Genomic DNA, 16,313 nt, shown 5'->3' on the forward strand with positions numbered 1-16,313 from the left:
GGCCCCCGAGCGGCAGATACTGAAGCGCATGTTCCTCACCATCACCGCGACCGGCACGCCGGAGAAACCTGCCACCGACCTGGGCTTTCTGCTGCACAAGCATCCCGGAAAGGCGCAGGCGTTCTCCACCTCCCACGGGACCGCGCACGTGTTCTATCCCGAGGCTTCCGTCGAGCGGTGCACAGCCGCGTTGCTGCTGGAGGTGGACCCCGTCGCGCTCGTGCGGCGAGGTCGGGACAAGGGCCGGGGCGCGGCCCCCGACGCCGCGCTCGCCCAGTACGTGAACGACCGCCCGTACGCGGCCTCCTCGCTGCTCGCCGTCGCGCTGAGCGGGGTGTTCCGGACCGCCCTCAAGGGGCAGTGCGCGGCCCGCCCCGAGCTGCCCGGTCGACCGCTCCCGCTGCGGATCGAGATCCCGGCGCTGCCGGCGCGCGGCGGCGCGGACCTCGTGCGCCGGCTGTTCGGCCCGCTCGGCTGGGACTCCGTGGACATCGAGCCCCTCGTCCTGGACGAGCGTTTCCCCGAGTGGGGGGACAGCCGCTACGTACGGCTCGTGCTGGAAGGGCAGCTGAAGCTGGACGACGCCCTGCGGCAGCTGTACGTCCTGCTGCCCGTCCTGGACGACGCCAAGCACTACTGGATAGCCCCCGACGAGGTCGACAAGCTGCTGCGCGCCGGCGACGGCTGGCTGGCCGCCCACCCCGAGCACGCGCTGATCACCGCCCGCTACCTGGCCCGGCACAAGCGGCTCACCCAGAACGCCATGGAACGCCTGGAGCTGGCCCGCCTCGCCGAGGTCGACGGGAGCGAGCCGGAGGAGGTCGACAACGCCGTCGACGAGGCGCGCGACACGGAGGAACGGCCCGTCCCGCTCGCCGTCCGACGCCGCGAGGCCATCCTGACGGCGCTGCGCGCCGCCGGCGCCGCACGCGTCCTCGACCTGGGATGCGGGCAGGGGCAGCTGGTGCAGGCACTGCTGAAGGACGTCACGTTCACCGAGATCGTCGGTGTCGACGTGTCGATGCGCGCCCTGAACATCGCCGCACGCCGACTGCGCCTGGAACGGATGGGGGAGCGGCAGAGTTCCCGCGTCCGGCTGTTCCAGGGCTCGTTGGCCTACACCGACAAGCGGCTCGTCGGCTACGACGCGGCCGTGCTCAGCGAGGTCATCGAGCACCTGGACCTGCCGCGCCTGCCGGCCCTGGAGTACACGGTGTTCGGCGCGGCCCGCCCCCGCACGGTCCTCGTGACCACCCCGAACGTCGAGTACAACGTCCGCTGGGAATCGCTGCCCGCCGGACACGCCCGCCACCGCGACCACCGCTTCGAATGGACCCGCGAGGAGTTCCGGACCTGGGCGGAGCGGGTCGCCGGCCGGTACGGGTACGCCGTCGCGTACGTGCCCGTCGGCGACGACGACCCCGAGGTCGGCCCGCCCACCCAGATGGCCGTCTTCACCGCGACGACCACCACCACCGACACCACCACCGAGACCCCGAAGGAAGGTGAGGCAGCATGACCGTCACCGAGACCGACCGCGCGAACCCCCGCCCGGCCCACCGCGTCCTGCCCGTCACCGACCTGTCCCTCGTCGTCCTGATCGGGGCCACCGGATCGGGCAAGTCCACCTTCGCCCGCAAGCACTTCAAGCCGACCGAGGTCCTCTCCTCCGACTACTGCCGGGGCCTGGTCGCCGACGACGAGAACGACCAGAGCGCCAGCCGCGACGCCTTCGACGTCCTCCACTACATCGCCGGCAAGCGGCTCGCCGCCGGCCGACTGACCGTGGTCGACGCCACCAACGTCCAGCCCGAGGCCCGCCGGCAGCTCGTACGCCTGGCCCGTGAGCACGACGTGCTGCCCATCGCCATCGTCCTCGACATGCCCGAATCGGTCTGCGCCGAACGCAACGCCGGCCGCCCCGACCGGGCCGGCCTGCCGCGCCGCGTCATCCAGCGCCACCGCGGCGAACTGCGCCGCTCGCTGCGCGGCCTGGAACGCGAGGGCTTCCGCAAGGTGCACGTCCTGCGCACCGTGGAAGAGGTCGAATCCGCCGAAGTCGTGTTGGAGAAGCGGTTCAACGACCTCACCCACCTCACCGGCCCCTTCGACATCATCGGCGACGTCCACGGCTGCTCTTCCGAGCTGGAGACCCTGCTCGCCAAGCTGGGCTACCGGGACGGCGCCCACCCCGACGGCCGCACCGCCGTCTTCGTCGGCGACCTGGTCGACCGCGGCCCCGACAGCCCCGGCGTGCTGCGCCGCGTCATGGGCATGGTGAAGTCCGGCAACGCCCTGTGCGTGCCCGGGAACCACGAGAACAAGCTCGGCCGTTACCTGAAGGGATCCAAGGTCCAGCGGACGCACGGCCTCGCCGAGACGATCGAGCAGCTCGACCGGGAGCCCGAGGAGTTCGTGAAGGAGGTGCGGGAGTTCATCGCCGGCCTGGTCAGCCACTACGTGCTCGACGGCGGCCGGCTGGTGGTCTGTCACGCCGGGCTGCCGGAGAAGTACCACGGCCGCACCTCCGGTCGGGTCCGCTCGCACGCCCTCTACGGGGAGACCACCGGCGAGACCGACGAGTTCGGCCTGCCCGTGCGCTACCCGTGGGCCGAGGACTACCGCGGCAAGGCGGTCGTGGTCTACGGCCACACCCCGGTCCCCGACACCACCTGGATCAACAACACCATCTGCCTCGACACCGGCGCCGTCTTCGGCGGCCGGATGACCGCCCTGCGCTGGCCCGAGCGCGAACTGGTCGACGTACCGGCCGAGAAGGTCTGGTACGAGCCGGTCAAGCCGCTCGCCGCCGAGGCGCCGGGAGGCCACGAGGGACGCCCGCTCGACCTCGCGGACGTCCACGGGCGCCGGATCGTGGAGACCCGCCACCTCGGCAACGTCGGCGTCCGCGAGGAGAACGCGGCCGCCGCCCTGGAGGTCATGAGCCGCTTCGCGGTCGACCCGCGCCTCGTGCCGTACCTCCCGCCGACCATGGCCCCGACGGCCACCTCCCGGGAGGACGGCTACCTGGAGCACCCGGCCGAGGCCTTCGCGCAGTACCGCGCCGACGGCGTCGAGCGGGTCGTCTGCGAGGAGAAGCACATGGGCTCCCGCGCCACCGTCCTGCTGTGCCGGGACGCCGACGTGGCCCGCGAGCGGTTCGGGACGGACGGCGCGGCCACGGGCTCCCTCTACACCCGCACCGGACGCCCGTTCTTCCAGGACCCCGAGGTCACCGAGGAGTTCCTCGCACGACTCCGGGCGGCGGCCGACGCCTCGGGCCTCTGGGAGGAGCTGGACACCGACTGGCTCCTGCTCGACGGCGAGCTGCTGCCCTGGTCCCTGAAGTCCACCGGCCTGCTGCGCAGCCAGTACGCCGCCGTGGGCGCCGCCGCCCGCGCCGTGTTCCCCGGCGCCCTGGCCGCCCTGGAGGCGGCAGCGGCCCGGGGCGTGGAGACCGGGGCGCTGTGGGAGCGCCAGCGCGCCCGCGCCGAGGACGCCGCCGCGTTCACCGAGGCGTACCGCCGCTACTGCTGGACCACCGACGGGTTGGACGGCGTACGGTTCGCGCCGTTCCAGCTGCTCGCCGTCGCCGGACGGTCCCTGGCCGACGTACCGCACGACCGGCAGCTGGCCTGGCTCGACCGGCTGGCCGACGCCGACGAGCGGTCCGCCGCCCCGCTGCTGCGCCGCACGGCGCGCGTGTACGTGGACACCGCCGACGAGGCGTCCGTCCGCGCGGGCACCGACTGGTGGCTGGAAATGACCGGCGCCGGCGGTGAGGGCATGGTCGTCAAGCCGCTCGGGGCGTACGCCCGGGACGGCAAGGGCCGGCTGGTGCAGCCGGGCGTGAAGGTGCGCGGGCGCGAGTACCTGCGGATCATCTACGGGCCGGAGTACACGCGTCCGGAGCACCTGGAGCGGCTGCGGCAGCGCTTCCTCGGGCACAAGCGCTCGCTCGCCCTGCGCGAGTACGCGCTCGGGCTCGAAGCGCTGGACCGGCTGGCGGGCGGCGAGCCGCTGTGGCGCGTCCACGAACCGGTCTTCGCGGTGCTGGCGCTGGAATCGGAGCCGGTGGACCCCCGGCTCTGAGACCGCACCCCGGGCTGGTGGCATGAATCATCCGTCGAATCAAGGGTTTGACGGATGATCGGCCGCCACGAACGGGTGAAATGCGCGGCCGTCGGGCCCGGCGAGGCCCTCAGGTAGGCCTTATGAGGGAACTTTCGCCGGGAACGCCGGGGAAACCACCGGCGGGATCGTTCATCCAGGGCAGCGGAATGTCCGCGACCCTGGAAGGACGGAACGTCACCTATGAAGATGACCGCGCGCGGAAGCCTTGCGGCGCTCATGACCTGTATGGCCGCGGTGGGTGCGGCCTCCCCGGCCGTAGCCGACGCGGTGCCGGTGGATGTCCCGCTGGACGCCGTGGAGACCACGCTGGGCGTGGCCGCCCCCCGCGTGGCCACCGCCGTCCCCATGCCGGTCGTCGGAGCCCCCGAGGCGCCCCGCCACCACACGGGCGACCTGCTCCCGACCCCACTGCTGCCGGTGGTGCCGATCGCCACCGAACTCGGCGCCACCCGCATCGCCTCGGCGGTGCCGAACCTCGCCGGCGCGCCCGAGACGGACGGCGAGGGGTCCGTGGAGTCCCCCGCGAGCACGCTGCTCGCGCGCAGCCCCGGGGCGATCGTCGGAGCGCCGCTGAGCATGCCGGACGGCGGCAACTTCGGGCTCCCGAACGTGGTCACCCCCAAGCTGGGCCTGACCGCTCCGGAGCTCATCGGCGCCCCCTCCGCGCTGCTCGGCCTGCGCTGAGGCGACCGCGCCGGAGCACGGGATCCGGCCGGTTCGACGGGGCGGGTTCGAAAGGCCGTCCGGTCTGGGAACGTGTACGGCATGGGATTCCATGTCGACTCCGAGACCGGGCGGCTTCGCCGCGTCATCCTCCACCGGCCCGACCTGGAGCTGAAGCGGCTCACACCGAGCAACAAGGACGCCCTGCTCTTCGACGACGTGTTGTGGGTGCGCCGGGCCCGTCAGGAGCACGACGGTTTCGCGGACGTGCTGCGCGACCGGGGGGTCGACGTCCACCTCTTCGGGGACCTGCTGCGCGAGGTCCTCGACGTCACCGAGGCCAGACACCTGGTCCTGGACCGGGTCTTCCACGAAAAGGAGTACGGCCCGCTCGCCACCGACCACCTCCGCGCGGCCTTCGACGGCCTTCCCTCGGCCGACCTCGCCGAGGCGCTCGTGGGCGGCATGACCAAGCGGGAGTTCCTGGAAGTTCACGCCGAACCGGTCTCCGTACGCTTTCACGCGCTCGACCTCGACGACTTCCTGCTGGGCCCGCTGCCCAACCACCTCTTCACCCGGGACACCTCCGCCTGGATCTACGACGGGGTGTCCATCAACGCCATGCGCTGGCCGGCGCGGCAGCGCGAGACGGTGCACTTCGAGGCGATCTACCGCCACCACCCCCTCTTCACCGGCTCCGGCCCCTTCCACTACTGGTCGCAAGGGCAGGCGGACTATCCCTCGACCATCGAGGGCGGGGACGTGCTGGTCATCGGCAACGGCGCCGTCCTGATCGGGATGAGCGAGCGCACCACCCCGCAGGCCGTGGAGATGCTGGCGCGCGGACTGTTCGCCGCCGGTTCGGCCACGGCGATCGTGGCCCTCGACATGCCCAAGCGGCGGGCCTTCATGCACCTGGACACCGTGATGACGATGGTGGACGCGGACACCTTCACCCAGTACGCGGGCCTGGGCATGCTGCGCTCCTACACGATCCGACCGGGCGACGGGCCGAGCGAGTTGAAGGTCACCGACCACGCGCCGGACCACATGCACCGGGCCATCGCGGAGGCGCTCGGCCTGGAGCGCCTGCGGGTGCTGACCGCCACTCAGGACGTGCACTCGGCGGAGCGCGAGCAGTGGGACGACGGCTGCAACGTGCTGGCCGTCGAGCCGGGGGTGGTGGTCGCGTACGAGCGGAACGTGACCACCAACACGCACCTGCGCAAGGAGGGCATCGAGGTGATCGAGATCCCGGGCAGCGAGCTGGGGCGGGGGCGCGGCGGGCCCCGGTGCATGAGCTGTCCGGTGGAGCGGGACGCCGTCTGAGCTGCCCTTACCCGCATCCCGGTCTGTATATCAATACGAGGTGTCGTATATACTTTCACTATCCCTTGTCAGTGCCACCCTGGAGTGACCCATGGCCAGCGACCTCTACGGCCGCAGTTTCCTCAAGGAGCTCGACTTCACCGCCGCCGAGTTCCGCGGCCTGATCGAGCTCGCCGCCGAACTCAAGGCCGCCAGGAAGGCCGGCACGGAGCGGCCCCGCCTCCAGGGCCGGAACATCGCGCTGATCTTCGAGAAGACCTCCACGCGCACCCGCTGCGCCTTCGAGGTCGCCGCCGCCGACCAGGGCGCCCGTACCGTCTACCTCGACCCCGCCGGCTCCCAGATGGGCCACAAGGAGTCGATCAAGGACACGGCGCGGGTGCTGGGCCGGATGTTCGACGGGATCGAGTACCGGGGCGACAGCCAGGAAGCGGTCGAGGAGCTCGCCGCGTACTCCGGCGTGCCCGTCTTCAACGGCCTCACCGACGACTGGCACCCCACCCAGATGCTCGCCGACGTGCTCACCATGACCGAGCACTGCGCCAAGCCGCTGGAGCGCGTGGCCTTCGCCTACCTGGGCGACGCCCGCTTCAACATGGGCAACTCCTACCTGGTGACCGGCGCCCTGCTGGGCATGGACGTACGGATCGTGGCGCCGAAGGCCTACTGGCCGGCCGACGAGGTCGTGGAGAAGGCCCGTGAGCTGGCCGCCGTCAGCGGGGCCCGCGTCACCCTGACCGAGGAGGTCGCGGAGGGCGTGGCGCAGGCCGACTTCGTGGCCACCGACGTGTGGGTGTCCATGGGCGAGCCGAAGGAGGTCTGGGACGAGCGGATCGCGGCCCTGGCCCCGTATGCCGTCACCATGGACGTGCTGCGCGCCACCGGGAACCCGGACGTGAAGTTCCTGCACTGCCTGCCCGCGTACCACGACCTGGGCACGAAGGTGGCCCGGGAGGTGCACGAGCGGCACGGGCTGGACTCGCTGGAGGTCACCGACGAGGTGTTCGAGTCCGCGCACTCGGTCGTCTTCGACGAGGCCGAGAACCGGCTGCACACGATCAAGGCCGTCCTCGTCGCGCTCCTCGCGAAGCCGTAGGCGAGCGGCGTCGCGCGCGGCGGCGTCGCGCGCGGCGGCCTCACGCGCGGCGGCCGGGACGCGGCGGCCTCACGCGCGGGCCCGCAGGGTGAACCAGACGGCCTTGCCGTGCTCGGTGCGGCGGTGACCGCAGGCGGAGCTCAGGGTCCGGACGAGCAGCAGGCCGCGCCCGTGCTCCTGCCAGGGGTCGGGGTGGGTCGCGTCGGCGCGGGCGGTCAGGTCGCCGGGCGGCCGGGGATCGCCGTCGTGGACCTCGACCTGGCAGCCGCCGCCGTCCGCCGGCAGCGCCACGACCAGCTCGATCGACGCCCCGCCCGCGGTGTGCTCGACGGCGTTGGCCACCAGCTCGGCGGTCAGCAGCTCCGCCGTGTCGCGGTCGGCCGACGGATCGGTCTCGGTGAGGGCGGTGCGCACCAGGGCGCGGGCCATGGGGACGGCCGCGCTCGTGTGCGGGAGGGCGATCCGCCAGGCGGAGGCGTCGGGCACGGCGGGGTCCGTCCGATCCGGGGGTCGTGGGGCGGGTGGGCGGGGTGTGTACCGGTGGTGCGCGGGAGGGGTGTGCGTAGGTGCCGTAGGTGGCCAAGAAAAGAACTCCCGCTTTCAACGATACGAACCGCCCTCAGGGCCCCGCAGGGCACCCCGGCCCAAGCGCGCGGGACCGCATCGTGTCGCGTTTCTGTGACGGTGGTCACCAGTCGGTGATACCGTCGAAGACGTGAGCCCCTTCACCGGTTCCACACCAGCGACCGAACGGTGGCGCCACCTGCGGGTGACCCGGCAGGACGGCGTCGCCACCGTCACCCTCGACCGTCCCGAGAAGCTGAACGCGCTCACCTTCGGCGCCTACGCCGACCTGCGCGATCTGCTCGCCGAACTGTCCCGTGAGCGTTCCGTGCACGCGCTCGTCCTGGCCGGAGAGGGGCGCGGCTTCTGCTCCGGCGGGGACGTGGACGAGATCATCGGCGCCACCCTCGCCATGGACACCGCCGAACTGCTCGACTTCAACCGGATGACCGGCCAGGTGGTGCGCGCCGTCCGCGAATGCCCCTTCCCCGTGATCGCCGCCGTCCACGGGGTGGCCGCCGGCGCCGGCGCCGTCCTCGCTCTCGCCGCCGACTTCCGCATCGCCGACCCCACCGCCCGGTTCGCCTTCCTCTTCACTCGGGTCGGCCTCTCGGGCGGCGACATGGGCGCCGCCTACCTGCTGCCCAGGGTCGTCGGCCTCGGCCACGCGACCCGGCTGCTGATGCTCGGAGAACCCGTACGCGCCGCCGAGGCCGAGCGCATCGGACTGCTGAGCGAGCTCGTCGAGGAGGGCAAGGCCGACGTCCGGGCCGCCGAGCTGGCCGCCCGGCTCGCCGCCGGACCCACCCTCGCCCACGCCCAGACCAAGGCCCTGCTGACGGCCGAGCTCGACATGCCGCTGGCCGCGTCCGTGGAGCTGGACGCCAACACCCAGGCCCTGCTGATGCACGGCCAGGACTACGCGGAGTTCCACGCCGCCTTCACCGGGAAGCGGCCGCCGGAGTGGAAGGGCAGGTAGCCACATGTCCGTTCGCGCGATGCGGGTGGCCGTCGTGGGCGGGGGACCGGGGGGACTGTACGCCGCCGCGCTGCTGGCCCGGCAGGGGCACACCGTCGAGGTGTGGGAACGCGGCGCCCCCGACGACACCTTCGGCTTCGGCGTCGTGCTCTCCGACGAGACCCTCGGCGGCATCGAGCGGGCCGACGCCGCCGTCCACACCGCCCTCGGCGCCGAGTTCGTCCGCTGGGACGACGTGGAGATCGTCCACCGGGGCCGGCTGCTGACCTCCGGCGGCCACGGTTTCGCCGCCCTCGGCCGCCGCAGGCTCCTGGAGATCCTGCACGAGCGCTGCGCCGGCCTCGGGGTCCGGCTCCGCTTCCACACCGAGGCCCCCGACGCGTGGGCGCTCGCGCGCACGTACGACCTGGTGGTCGCGGCCGACGGAGTGCACAGCCGCACCCGCGAGAGCGGCGCCGCCCACTTCCGGCCCAGCATCGTCCCCGGGCGCTGCCGCTACATCTGGCTGGCCGCCGACTTCGCCCTCGACGCGTTCCGCTTCGAGATCGCGGAGACCGACCACGGCGTGATGCAGCTGCACGGCTACCCGTACTCCGCCGACTCCTCGACCGTCATCGTCGAGATGCGCGAGGAGGTGTGGCGGGCGGCGGCCTTCGACCTGTGCGACGAGGAGGAGTCCGCGGCCCGCTGCGCCAAGATCTTCGGCGAGGCGCTGCGCGGACGTCCGCTGCGCGGGAACCGCTCGGCCTGGACCCGGTTCCGCACCGTCGTCAACGAGCGCTGGTCCCACGGCAACGTCGTCCTGGTCGGCGACGCCGCCCACACGGCCCACTTCTCCATCGGCTCCGGCACGAAACTCGCCGTGGAGGACGCCCTCGCCCTGGCGGACGCGATGGCCGCCTGCGAGGAGGTCCCCGAGGCGCTGGCGGCGTACGAGGAGGCGCGCCGGCCCGCCGTCGCCAGTACGCAGCGGGCGGCGGCGGCCAGCATGCGGTGGTTCGAGGAGATCGAGGTCTACGTCGACCAGCCGGCCCGACAGTTCGCCTTCAACCTGCTGACCCGCAGCCGGCGCGTGACCCACGAGAACCTGCGGCTGCGCGACGCCCGCTTCACCCGGGCGGTGGAACGCGACTTCGGCCGCGGGGACGCGGAGGGGGAGTTCGGGACGGGGACCGGGGAGCGCGTGCCGCCGATGTTCACGCCGTTCACCCTTCGCGGGCTGACACTGCGCAACCGGGTCGTGGTCTCGCCGATGGACATGTACTCGGCGCAGGACGGCCTGCCCGGCGACTTCCACCTCGTCCACCTGGGCGGACGCGCCCTCGGCGGCGCCGGGCTGGTCATGACGGAGATGGTCTGCGTCAGCCCCGAAGGCCGCATCACCCCCGGCTGCACCGGTCTGTGGACGGCGGAGCAGGCGAGCGCCTGGAAACGGATCGTCGACTTCGTCCACACCTCCGCGCCCGGCGCGGCCCTCGGCGTACAGCTCGGGCACTCCGGGCGTAAAGGTTCGACCCGCGTCATGTGGGAGGGCATGGACGAACCGCTGCCGGAAGGCAACTGGAGCGTGTCCGCAGCCTCCCCGCTGCCCTACAGGCCGGGCGTGTCCGCCGTGCCGCGCGCCCTGACGGCCGCGGACCTCGACGCCATCCGCTCCGACTTCGCGGCGGCCGCCGTCCGGGCCGCCGACTGCGGCTTCGACCTCCTCGAACTGCACTGCGCCCACGGCTACCTGCTGTCCGGCTTCCTGTCCCCGCTCACCAACCACCGCGACGACGCCTACGGCGGCCCGCTGGAGAACCGGCTGCGCTTCCCAATGGAGGTCTTCGACGCCGTCCGCGCGGTGTGGCCGCAGGAGCGTCCGATGACCGTCCGACTCTCCGCGACCGACTGGGCGCCCGGCGGCACCACGCCCGAGGACGCCGTGCGGATCGCCGCCGCCTTCGCCGAGCACGGCGCGGACGCCGTCGACGTCTCGACGGGGCAGGTCGTCCCGGACGAAGCGCCGGAGTACGGGCGCTCGTACCAGACCCCCTTCGCCGACCAGATCCGCAACACGCTCGGCGTTCCCGTGATCGCCGTCGGCGCGATCTCGTCCTGGGACGACGTCAACTCGCTGCTGCTGGCGGGCCGCGCGGACCTGTGCGCGCTCGGCCGGCCGCACCTGTACGACCCGCACTGGACGCTGCACGCCGCCGCCGACCAGGAGTACGCGGGCCCGGCCGCGCCGTGGCCCGCTCCGTACCGGGCCGGCAGCCGCAAGCCGCCGACGGGGCGGGGGTAGGCGGGCTCAGCCGTCCAGAGCGAGCTGGACGCGGTCCTCGATCGGGGTGAAGCCGAGGCGGCGGTAGACGCCGTTGCTGGTGGGGTTGGCCAGGTCGGTGAAGAGCAGCACCTCGGCCGCCCCGGCCGCGTACGCCGCCAGGCTCGCGGCGTGCGTGACCCCGGCGGCGTAGCCCCGACGGCGCTCCGAGGGCGGGGTGTAGACCTGCTGAACGCGGGAGGTCGACCCGATCGGGCGGGAGAAGGCGGCCAGGGCCCTCGGGGTCCCGGCGTGCTCCCAGAGCAGGGCGCCGCCGTACGAGATCCGGTCGCGCAGGCCGGCCTCGGAGCCGGCGCCGGGCGAGCCGATCTCGGCGTCGTAGGCCTCGTTCCACTCCAGCAGCAGGGGGAGGTCGGCCTCGGTGGCGGGGCGCGCCCGCCCGCGTGGGGCGGGGTCCGGCGCGGCCAGGGCGGTGAGCCGGAACAGCCGGTTCTCCTCGACCACCCGGGACGGGCCGCCCAGGGCGGCCGCCAGGCGCCGCGCGTCCGCGCGGCGGGCGTTGACCGCGTCGACCCCGGCGAGCAGCGGTTCGCCGGCGAGGGCGGCCGCCAGCGCCGGGACCGCCTCGTCGGGCACCACGCCGAGCAGCAGCGGGAAGGGCGGAGTGTGCAGCAATGCTCCGGCGACGGAGCCGTCCGGGGCGCTCCACCAGCCGAAGAGCGGGGCTGCGGGGCCGTAGGCGGCGGGGCCCCGCCGCTCCAGGGCGTCGGTGACGGTCAGGAGGGAGGTGTCGAGGACGGGCCGGGCGGCCAGGGCGGGGCGCGCGGCGGCGAGATAGGCCGCCAGATCAGTGCTGAAGGTCCAGGTCATGCCCCATGGTGTCGGGGCGCCGTGCCGGGTCGCATCGGGATTTCCCGGGGGTTTCTCCCCCGCGTGGGGGAGGGGGTCCCCCCGCGCGGGGGAGGGCGGGGCCCCGGGGCGCTGGGATCTTGGGGTGTGTGGACAGGGAGCGGTATCGAAGGGCCCTCGCGGGCCCCGGACGAGGAGGAACCATGAATGCTCACGGGGGCGCTCACGCGGGTCTGGCGGCCACGCACTCAGGGGTTCACGAAGCGGGCGCCGATGGCGTGCAGTCGGGTGTGGAGTTCGGTGAACACCGCGGCCGCGCGGTCGCCGGGCCAGTCCGAGGGCAGCAGGTCACGGGGCAGGCCCGGGTCGGCGTAGGGCAGCCGGCGCCAGGTGTCCAGGGCCTGGAGGTAGTCCCGGTAGGCGGCCGCGGGGGTGGGCTCGGGGCCCGACTGGAGGGCGCGCAGCACCGGTTCGTGCCGGTCGAGGAACTCCTCGTGCTGCTTGGCCAGCGCGGTCAGGTCCCACCAGCGGGCCACCGCCTCGGCGGTGGGGGCGAAGCCGAGGTGGGCGCCGCGGAAGAGTTCGACGTAGGCGGTGAGGTGCAGCCGCTCCAGGGTGTGTCCGGTCTCCTCGGCCACCTGGGCCGGGGCGATCCACACCCCCGGGGCCACCGCTCCGAAGCCCAGCCGGGCCAGGCGCGAGCGCAGCAGGTGCCGCTTGTGGCGCTCCTGCTCGGGGACGGAGAAGACGGCGACGAGCCACTCCTGCGACACGGGGGTGGTTCCGTAGATCCGCCGGTCGCCGTCGTCCAGCAGTTGCCGCGCCTCGTCGGAGAGCGCGTAGGCCGCCGAGCGGTCCGCCGCCTTGGCGGGCAGCAGGAAGCCGCGCCGCTTCAGCCGGGACACCGAGGAGCGGACGGAGGGCGCGTCGACGCCGGCCGCGCCCAGCAGGCGGACCAACGCGGACACCGGCACGGGCCCCTCGAAGGCCCGCCCGTAGGCGCCGTAGAACGTGACGATCAGGGATCGCGGAGTGTGCTGCTCGACCACGAGTTCACTTTAGATCGCGCAGGCGGAAGCGCTGCAGTTTCCCGGTGGGGGTCCGGGGCAGTGTGGGCACGAAGACGAAGGAGCGGGGGCACTTGTGCGGGGCGAGTTCGCCCAGCATGAAGGCCCGTAGCGCCTCCTCGCTCAGGGTCACTCCGTCGCGCGGGACGGCGTAGGCCACCACGACCTGGCCGCGCCGTTCGTCGGGGCGGCCGACCACGGCGGCCTCCCTCACGTCGGGATGGCGCAGCAGTGCTTCCTCGACCTCCGGGCCGGCGATGTTGTACCCGGACGAGATGATCATGTCGTCGGCGCGGGCGACGTAGCGGAAGTACCCGTCGGGGTCGCGCACGTAGGTGTCGCCGGTCAGGTTCCAGCCGTCCTGGACGTATTCGCCCTGTCGGGGGTCGGCCAGGTAGCGGCAGCCGACCGGGCCGCGCACGGCCAGCAGTCCCGGCTCGTTGTCGGGGACGGGCCGCCCGGAGGGGTCGACGACGCGGGCCTGCCAGCCGGGTACCACCCGTCCGGTGGTACCGGGGCGGATGTCCTCGTCGGCGGCGGAGATGAAGATGTGCAGCAGCTCGGTGGCGCCGATGCCGTTGATGATCCGCAGGCCGGTGCGCGCGTACCAGGCCTGCCAGGTGGCGGTGGGCAGGTTCTCGCCGGCCGAGACGCAGCGGCGCAGCGCGGACAGGTCGTAGGCGCCGGTGTCGTAGGGGCCGAGGGTGTCCAGCATCGACCGGTAGGCGGTGGGCGCCGTGAACAGGACCGTCACCCGGTGTTCGGCCAGGGCGGGCAGCAGTTGTCGGGGCGCGGCCTGCTCCAGCAGCAGGGCGCAGGCGCCGGCGCGCAGGGGGAAGACGATCAGTCCGCCCAGACCGAAGGTGAACCCGAGGGGCGGGCTGCCGGCGAACACGTCGTCGGGGCGGGGGCGCAGGAGATGGCGGGAGAAGGTGTCGGCGATGGCGAGGAGGTCGCGGTGGAAGTGCATGCAGCCCTTGGGGCGCCCGGTGGTCCCGGAGGTGAAGGCGATGAGTGCGACGTCGTCTGCGGAGGTGTCGACGGCGGGGTACGGCTCGGGGTGTGCCTCGGCGAGCCGGAGCAGGTCGTCCGGTTCCCGGCCCCCGTAGGCGGTGATGCGCAGGCCCGGCACCTGGGCCTTGGTCAGGTCGTCGAGGGCGTCGGTGTGACACAGGGCGTGCTGGACCCGGGCGATGGAGCACACCGTCGCCAGTTCCTGGGCCCGCTGTTGCGCCAGGACGGTGACGGCCACCGCTCCGGCCTTCATCACCGCCAGCCAGCAGGCGGCGAGCCAGGGGCCGGTGGGGCCGCGCAGGAGCACCCGGTTGCCGGGGACCACGCCGAGATCGGTGGTGAGGACGTGGGCGAGGCGGTCGACGCGCTCGCGCAGTTCCCCGTACGACCACACCTCCCCGGAGCCGGCGCGCAAGGCCGGGCGGTCGGGTCCGAAGCGCTCGATGGTGGCGTCGAGGAGCTCGGTGCCGCAGTTCAACCGGTCCGGATAGGCCAACTCGGGCAGTTCGAACAGCAGCCGCGGCCAGGCGTGCGCGGGTGGCAGGTGGTCGCGGGCAAAGGTGTCGGCGTGAGCGGAAGGCTTGAGCTCCAAGGCGGGTTCGCCCCCTTGCAACGTCCGGAATTGGGGTGGAGCCGGCCGTGCGGTCGCCTTCAAAGCGTATCGTGATGGTGACGGCAGTCAACAGGACGCGATAAGACTGGGGCATTCGGATGACCGGATTCGCGCTCGGGGTGGAAGAAGAGGAATGGTGCGGCCGTTTGCGCGCCCTGGCGGTCGAGCGGTTCAAACCGCTCGCCGAGAAGGGCGAGCCCGGCCGGGTGAACCGGCCGCTGCTGGCCGCCCTCGGGGAACTGGGGCTGCTGGAGCGGGTGTTCAGCTCGGGGGCGCTGGAGCTGTGCCTGCTGCGGGAATCCCTCGCCTACGGCTGTACGGAGGCGGAAACGGCCCTCGCCCTCCAGGGCCTGGGAGCGGACCCGGTGCTGCGCGCGGGCACCGGGGCCCAGCGGGAGCGGTGGTTGCCGGGAGTGCGCTCGGGGCGGCTGGTGGCGGCGTTCGCGCTGTCCGAGCCGGGCGCCGGCTCGGACGCGGCGGCGCTCGCGTTGGCGGCGCGGCCCGACGGGTCCGGCTGGCGGTTGTGGGGGGAGAAGTGCTGGATCTCCAACGCCCCCGAGGCCGACTTCTACACCGTCTTCGCCCGCACGGGTGAGGCCCCGGGAGCCAAGGGCATCACGGCCTTCCTGGTGCCGGCGGACCGCCCGGGGCTGTCGGGTCGGCCCCTGGACATGCTCTCGCCGCACCCGATCGGGTCCCTGTCCTTCGACGGGGTGCCGGTCGACCGCGAGGACGTGTTGGGCGAGCCCGGCCAGGGCTTCGCCGTGGCGATGCGGACGCTGAACCTGTTCCGGCCGAGCGTCGGCGCGTTCGCCGTCGGGATGGCGCGGGCGGCCCTGGACGCGACCTTGGCCCACACCCGCGACCGCACCGCCTTCGGCGGGGTCCTGTCCGACCTCCAGACGGTCGCGCACCGGGTGGCGGAGATGGCCACCCGCACCGAGGCGGCCCGGCTGCTGGTGTACGCGGCGGCGGGCGCGTACGACAGGGGCGCCCCCGATGTGCCGAGGCGGGCGGCCATGGCGAAACTCCTCGCCACCGAGACGGCCCAGTACGTGGTCGACCACGCCGTCCAACTGCACGGGGCGGTCGCGCTCCGGCGCGGCCACCTGCTGGAGCACCTGTACCGGGAGGTGCGCGCCCCGCGCATCTACGAGGGAGCGAGCGAGGTCCAGCGCGGCATCATCGCGAAGGAGCTGTACCGAGAGGCGGCCGCCCGATGAACCCCGACCGCCGCGACGTCGGCCGCCTGGAGCGGATCAACCCAGAGGAGCTGTCCCCCGCGACGGGCTTCTCGCACGCCGTCACCGCCACCGTCACGGGCGGCCGGCTGGTGTTCCTCGCCGGGCAGACCGCCCTGGACGCCTCCGGCAAGGTCGTGGGGGAGGACCTGCCGCAGCAGTTCGAGCGCGCCCTGACCAACCTGCTCACGGCCCTCGCGGCGGCCGGCGGCACCCCGGCGCAACTGGCCCGGGTGACGGTGTACGCGGTGGACGTGGAGGCGTACCGGACGCACGCCCCCGAACTGGGCCGCATCTGGCGTCGCCTGGCGGGCCGGGACTATCCGGCGATGGCGGTGGTCGGCGTCGTCCGCCTGTGGGACGTCGAAGCCCTCGTCGAACTGGACGGCATCGCGATGCTCCCGTAGGGGGTGTGCCGTGGATCGGGCCGGGGCGCGCGGGGCCCTGGTGCCGGGCCTCGCCGGGGGGCCCTCGTCGCGCCCCCGGCACGGCCTACGCTGC

Annotated in this window: 13 protein-coding genes; 9 read left to right on the top strand and 4 right to left on the bottom strand. The window is 73.3% G+C overall.

Features of this window, described 5'->3' with window-relative positions:
* The first annotated feature begins 28 nt into the window (after positions 1 to 28).
* The 5 genes from M4D82_RS25780 (at position 29) to argF (ending at position 7,222) form a co-directional block, all read left to right on the top strand.
* The gene (locus tag M4D82_RS25780) at positions 29 to 1,519 is read left to right on the top strand and encodes a 3' terminal RNA ribose 2'-O-methyltransferase Hen1 (RefSeq protein ID WP_249768304.1); all 1,491 of its coding nucleotides are present in this window, start codon (positions 29 to 31) and stop codon (positions 1,517 to 1,519) included.
* Positions 1,516 to 4,092, top strand: a complete 2,577-nt coding sequence (locus tag M4D82_RS25785; RefSeq protein ID WP_249768305.1) for a polynucleotide kinase-phosphatase — start codon at positions 1,516 to 1,518, stop codon at positions 4,090 to 4,092. The genes M4D82_RS25780 and M4D82_RS25785 overlap by 4 nt, the downstream gene beginning before the upstream one ends.
* Positions 4,093 to 4,350: 258 nt before the next feature.
* Positions 4,351 to 4,818, top strand: coding sequence for a hypothetical protein (locus M4D82_RS25790; RefSeq protein WP_249768306.1), 468 nt, complete (start codon positions 4,351 to 4,353; stop codon positions 4,816 to 4,818).
* Positions 4,819 to 4,899: 81 nt separating this feature from the next.
* The gene (locus M4D82_RS25795; protein ID WP_249768307.1) at positions 4,900 to 6,126 is read left to right on the top strand and encodes an arginine deiminase; all 1,227 of its coding nucleotides are present in this window, start codon (positions 4,900 to 4,902) and stop codon (positions 6,124 to 6,126) included.
* A 91-nt stretch (positions 6,127 to 6,217) separates the two neighbouring features.
* Positions 6,218 to 7,222 (top strand): ornithine carbamoyltransferase, encoded by a 1,005-nt coding sequence (argF, locus tag M4D82_RS25800; protein ID WP_249768308.1) that lies wholly within the window; start codon positions 6,218 to 6,220, stop codon positions 7,220 to 7,222.
* Between the two features lie 69 nt (positions 7,223 to 7,291).
* Here argF and M4D82_RS25805 read toward each other — a convergent pair whose 3' ends face one another.
* Positions 7,292 to 7,708 (bottom strand): ATP-binding protein, encoded by a 417-nt coding sequence (locus tag M4D82_RS25805; protein ID WP_249768309.1) that lies wholly within the window; start codon positions 7,706 to 7,708, stop codon positions 7,292 to 7,294.
* Positions 7,709 to 7,937: 229 nt separating this feature from the next.
* Between M4D82_RS25805 and M4D82_RS25810 the strand changes: the two genes are divergently transcribed.
* Together M4D82_RS25810 and M4D82_RS25815 are read left to right on the top strand one after the other, a co-directional pair.
* On the top strand, positions 7,938 to 8,765 hold the full coding sequence (locus tag M4D82_RS25810) for an enoyl-CoA hydratase family protein (RefSeq protein WP_249768310.1): 828 nt from the start codon (positions 7,938 to 7,940) through the stop codon (positions 8,763 to 8,765).
* A 4-nt stretch (positions 8,766 to 8,769) separates the two neighbouring features.
* A complete protein-coding gene (locus M4D82_RS25815; RefSeq protein WP_249768311.1) occupies positions 8,770 to 11,049 on the top strand; it encodes a bifunctional salicylyl-CoA 5-hydroxylase/oxidoreductase in 2,280 nt (759 codons plus the stop codon).
* A 6-nt stretch (positions 11,050 to 11,055) separates the two neighbouring features.
* Here the strand turns inward: M4D82_RS25815 and M4D82_RS25820 are convergent, their stop codons facing one another.
* The 3 genes from M4D82_RS25820 to M4D82_RS25830 form a co-directional block, all read right to left on the bottom strand.
* Positions 11,056 to 11,898 (bottom strand): GNAT family N-acetyltransferase, encoded by an 843-nt coding sequence (locus M4D82_RS25820; RefSeq protein WP_249768312.1) that lies wholly within the window; start codon positions 11,896 to 11,898, stop codon positions 11,056 to 11,058.
* A 227-nt stretch (positions 11,899 to 12,125) separates the two neighbouring features.
* On the bottom strand, positions 12,126 to 12,926 hold the full coding sequence (locus M4D82_RS25825) for a PaaX family transcriptional regulator (RefSeq protein ID WP_249768313.1): 801 nt from the start codon (positions 12,924 to 12,926) through the stop codon (positions 12,126 to 12,128).
* Between the two features lie 4 nt (positions 12,927 to 12,930).
* The gene (locus tag M4D82_RS25830) at positions 12,931 to 14,550 is read right to left on the bottom strand and encodes an AMP-binding protein (RefSeq protein WP_249768314.1); all 1,620 of its coding nucleotides are present in this window, start codon (positions 14,548 to 14,550) and stop codon (positions 12,931 to 12,933) included.
* Positions 14,551 to 14,669: 119 nt separating this feature from the next.
* Here M4D82_RS25830 and M4D82_RS25835 point away from each other — a divergent pair, with 119 nt between their 5' ends.
* Positions 14,670 to 15,794, top strand: a complete 1,125-nt coding sequence (locus tag M4D82_RS25835) for an acyl-CoA dehydrogenase family protein (RefSeq protein ID WP_249768315.1) — start codon at positions 14,670 to 14,672, stop codon at positions 15,792 to 15,794.
* Entirely contained in the window at positions 15,791 to 16,219 is a 429-nt protein-coding gene (locus M4D82_RS25840) for a RidA family protein (protein WP_249768316.1), read from the top strand. The genes M4D82_RS25835 and M4D82_RS25840 overlap by 4 nt, the downstream gene beginning before the upstream one ends.
* The last annotated feature ends 94 nt before the right edge of the window (positions 16,220 to 16,313 follow it).

Origin of the sequence: Streptomyces sp. RerS4 (assembly GCF_023515955.1) — a bacterium.
GTDB lineage: Bacteria > Actinomycetota > Actinomycetes > Streptomycetales > Streptomycetaceae > Streptomyces.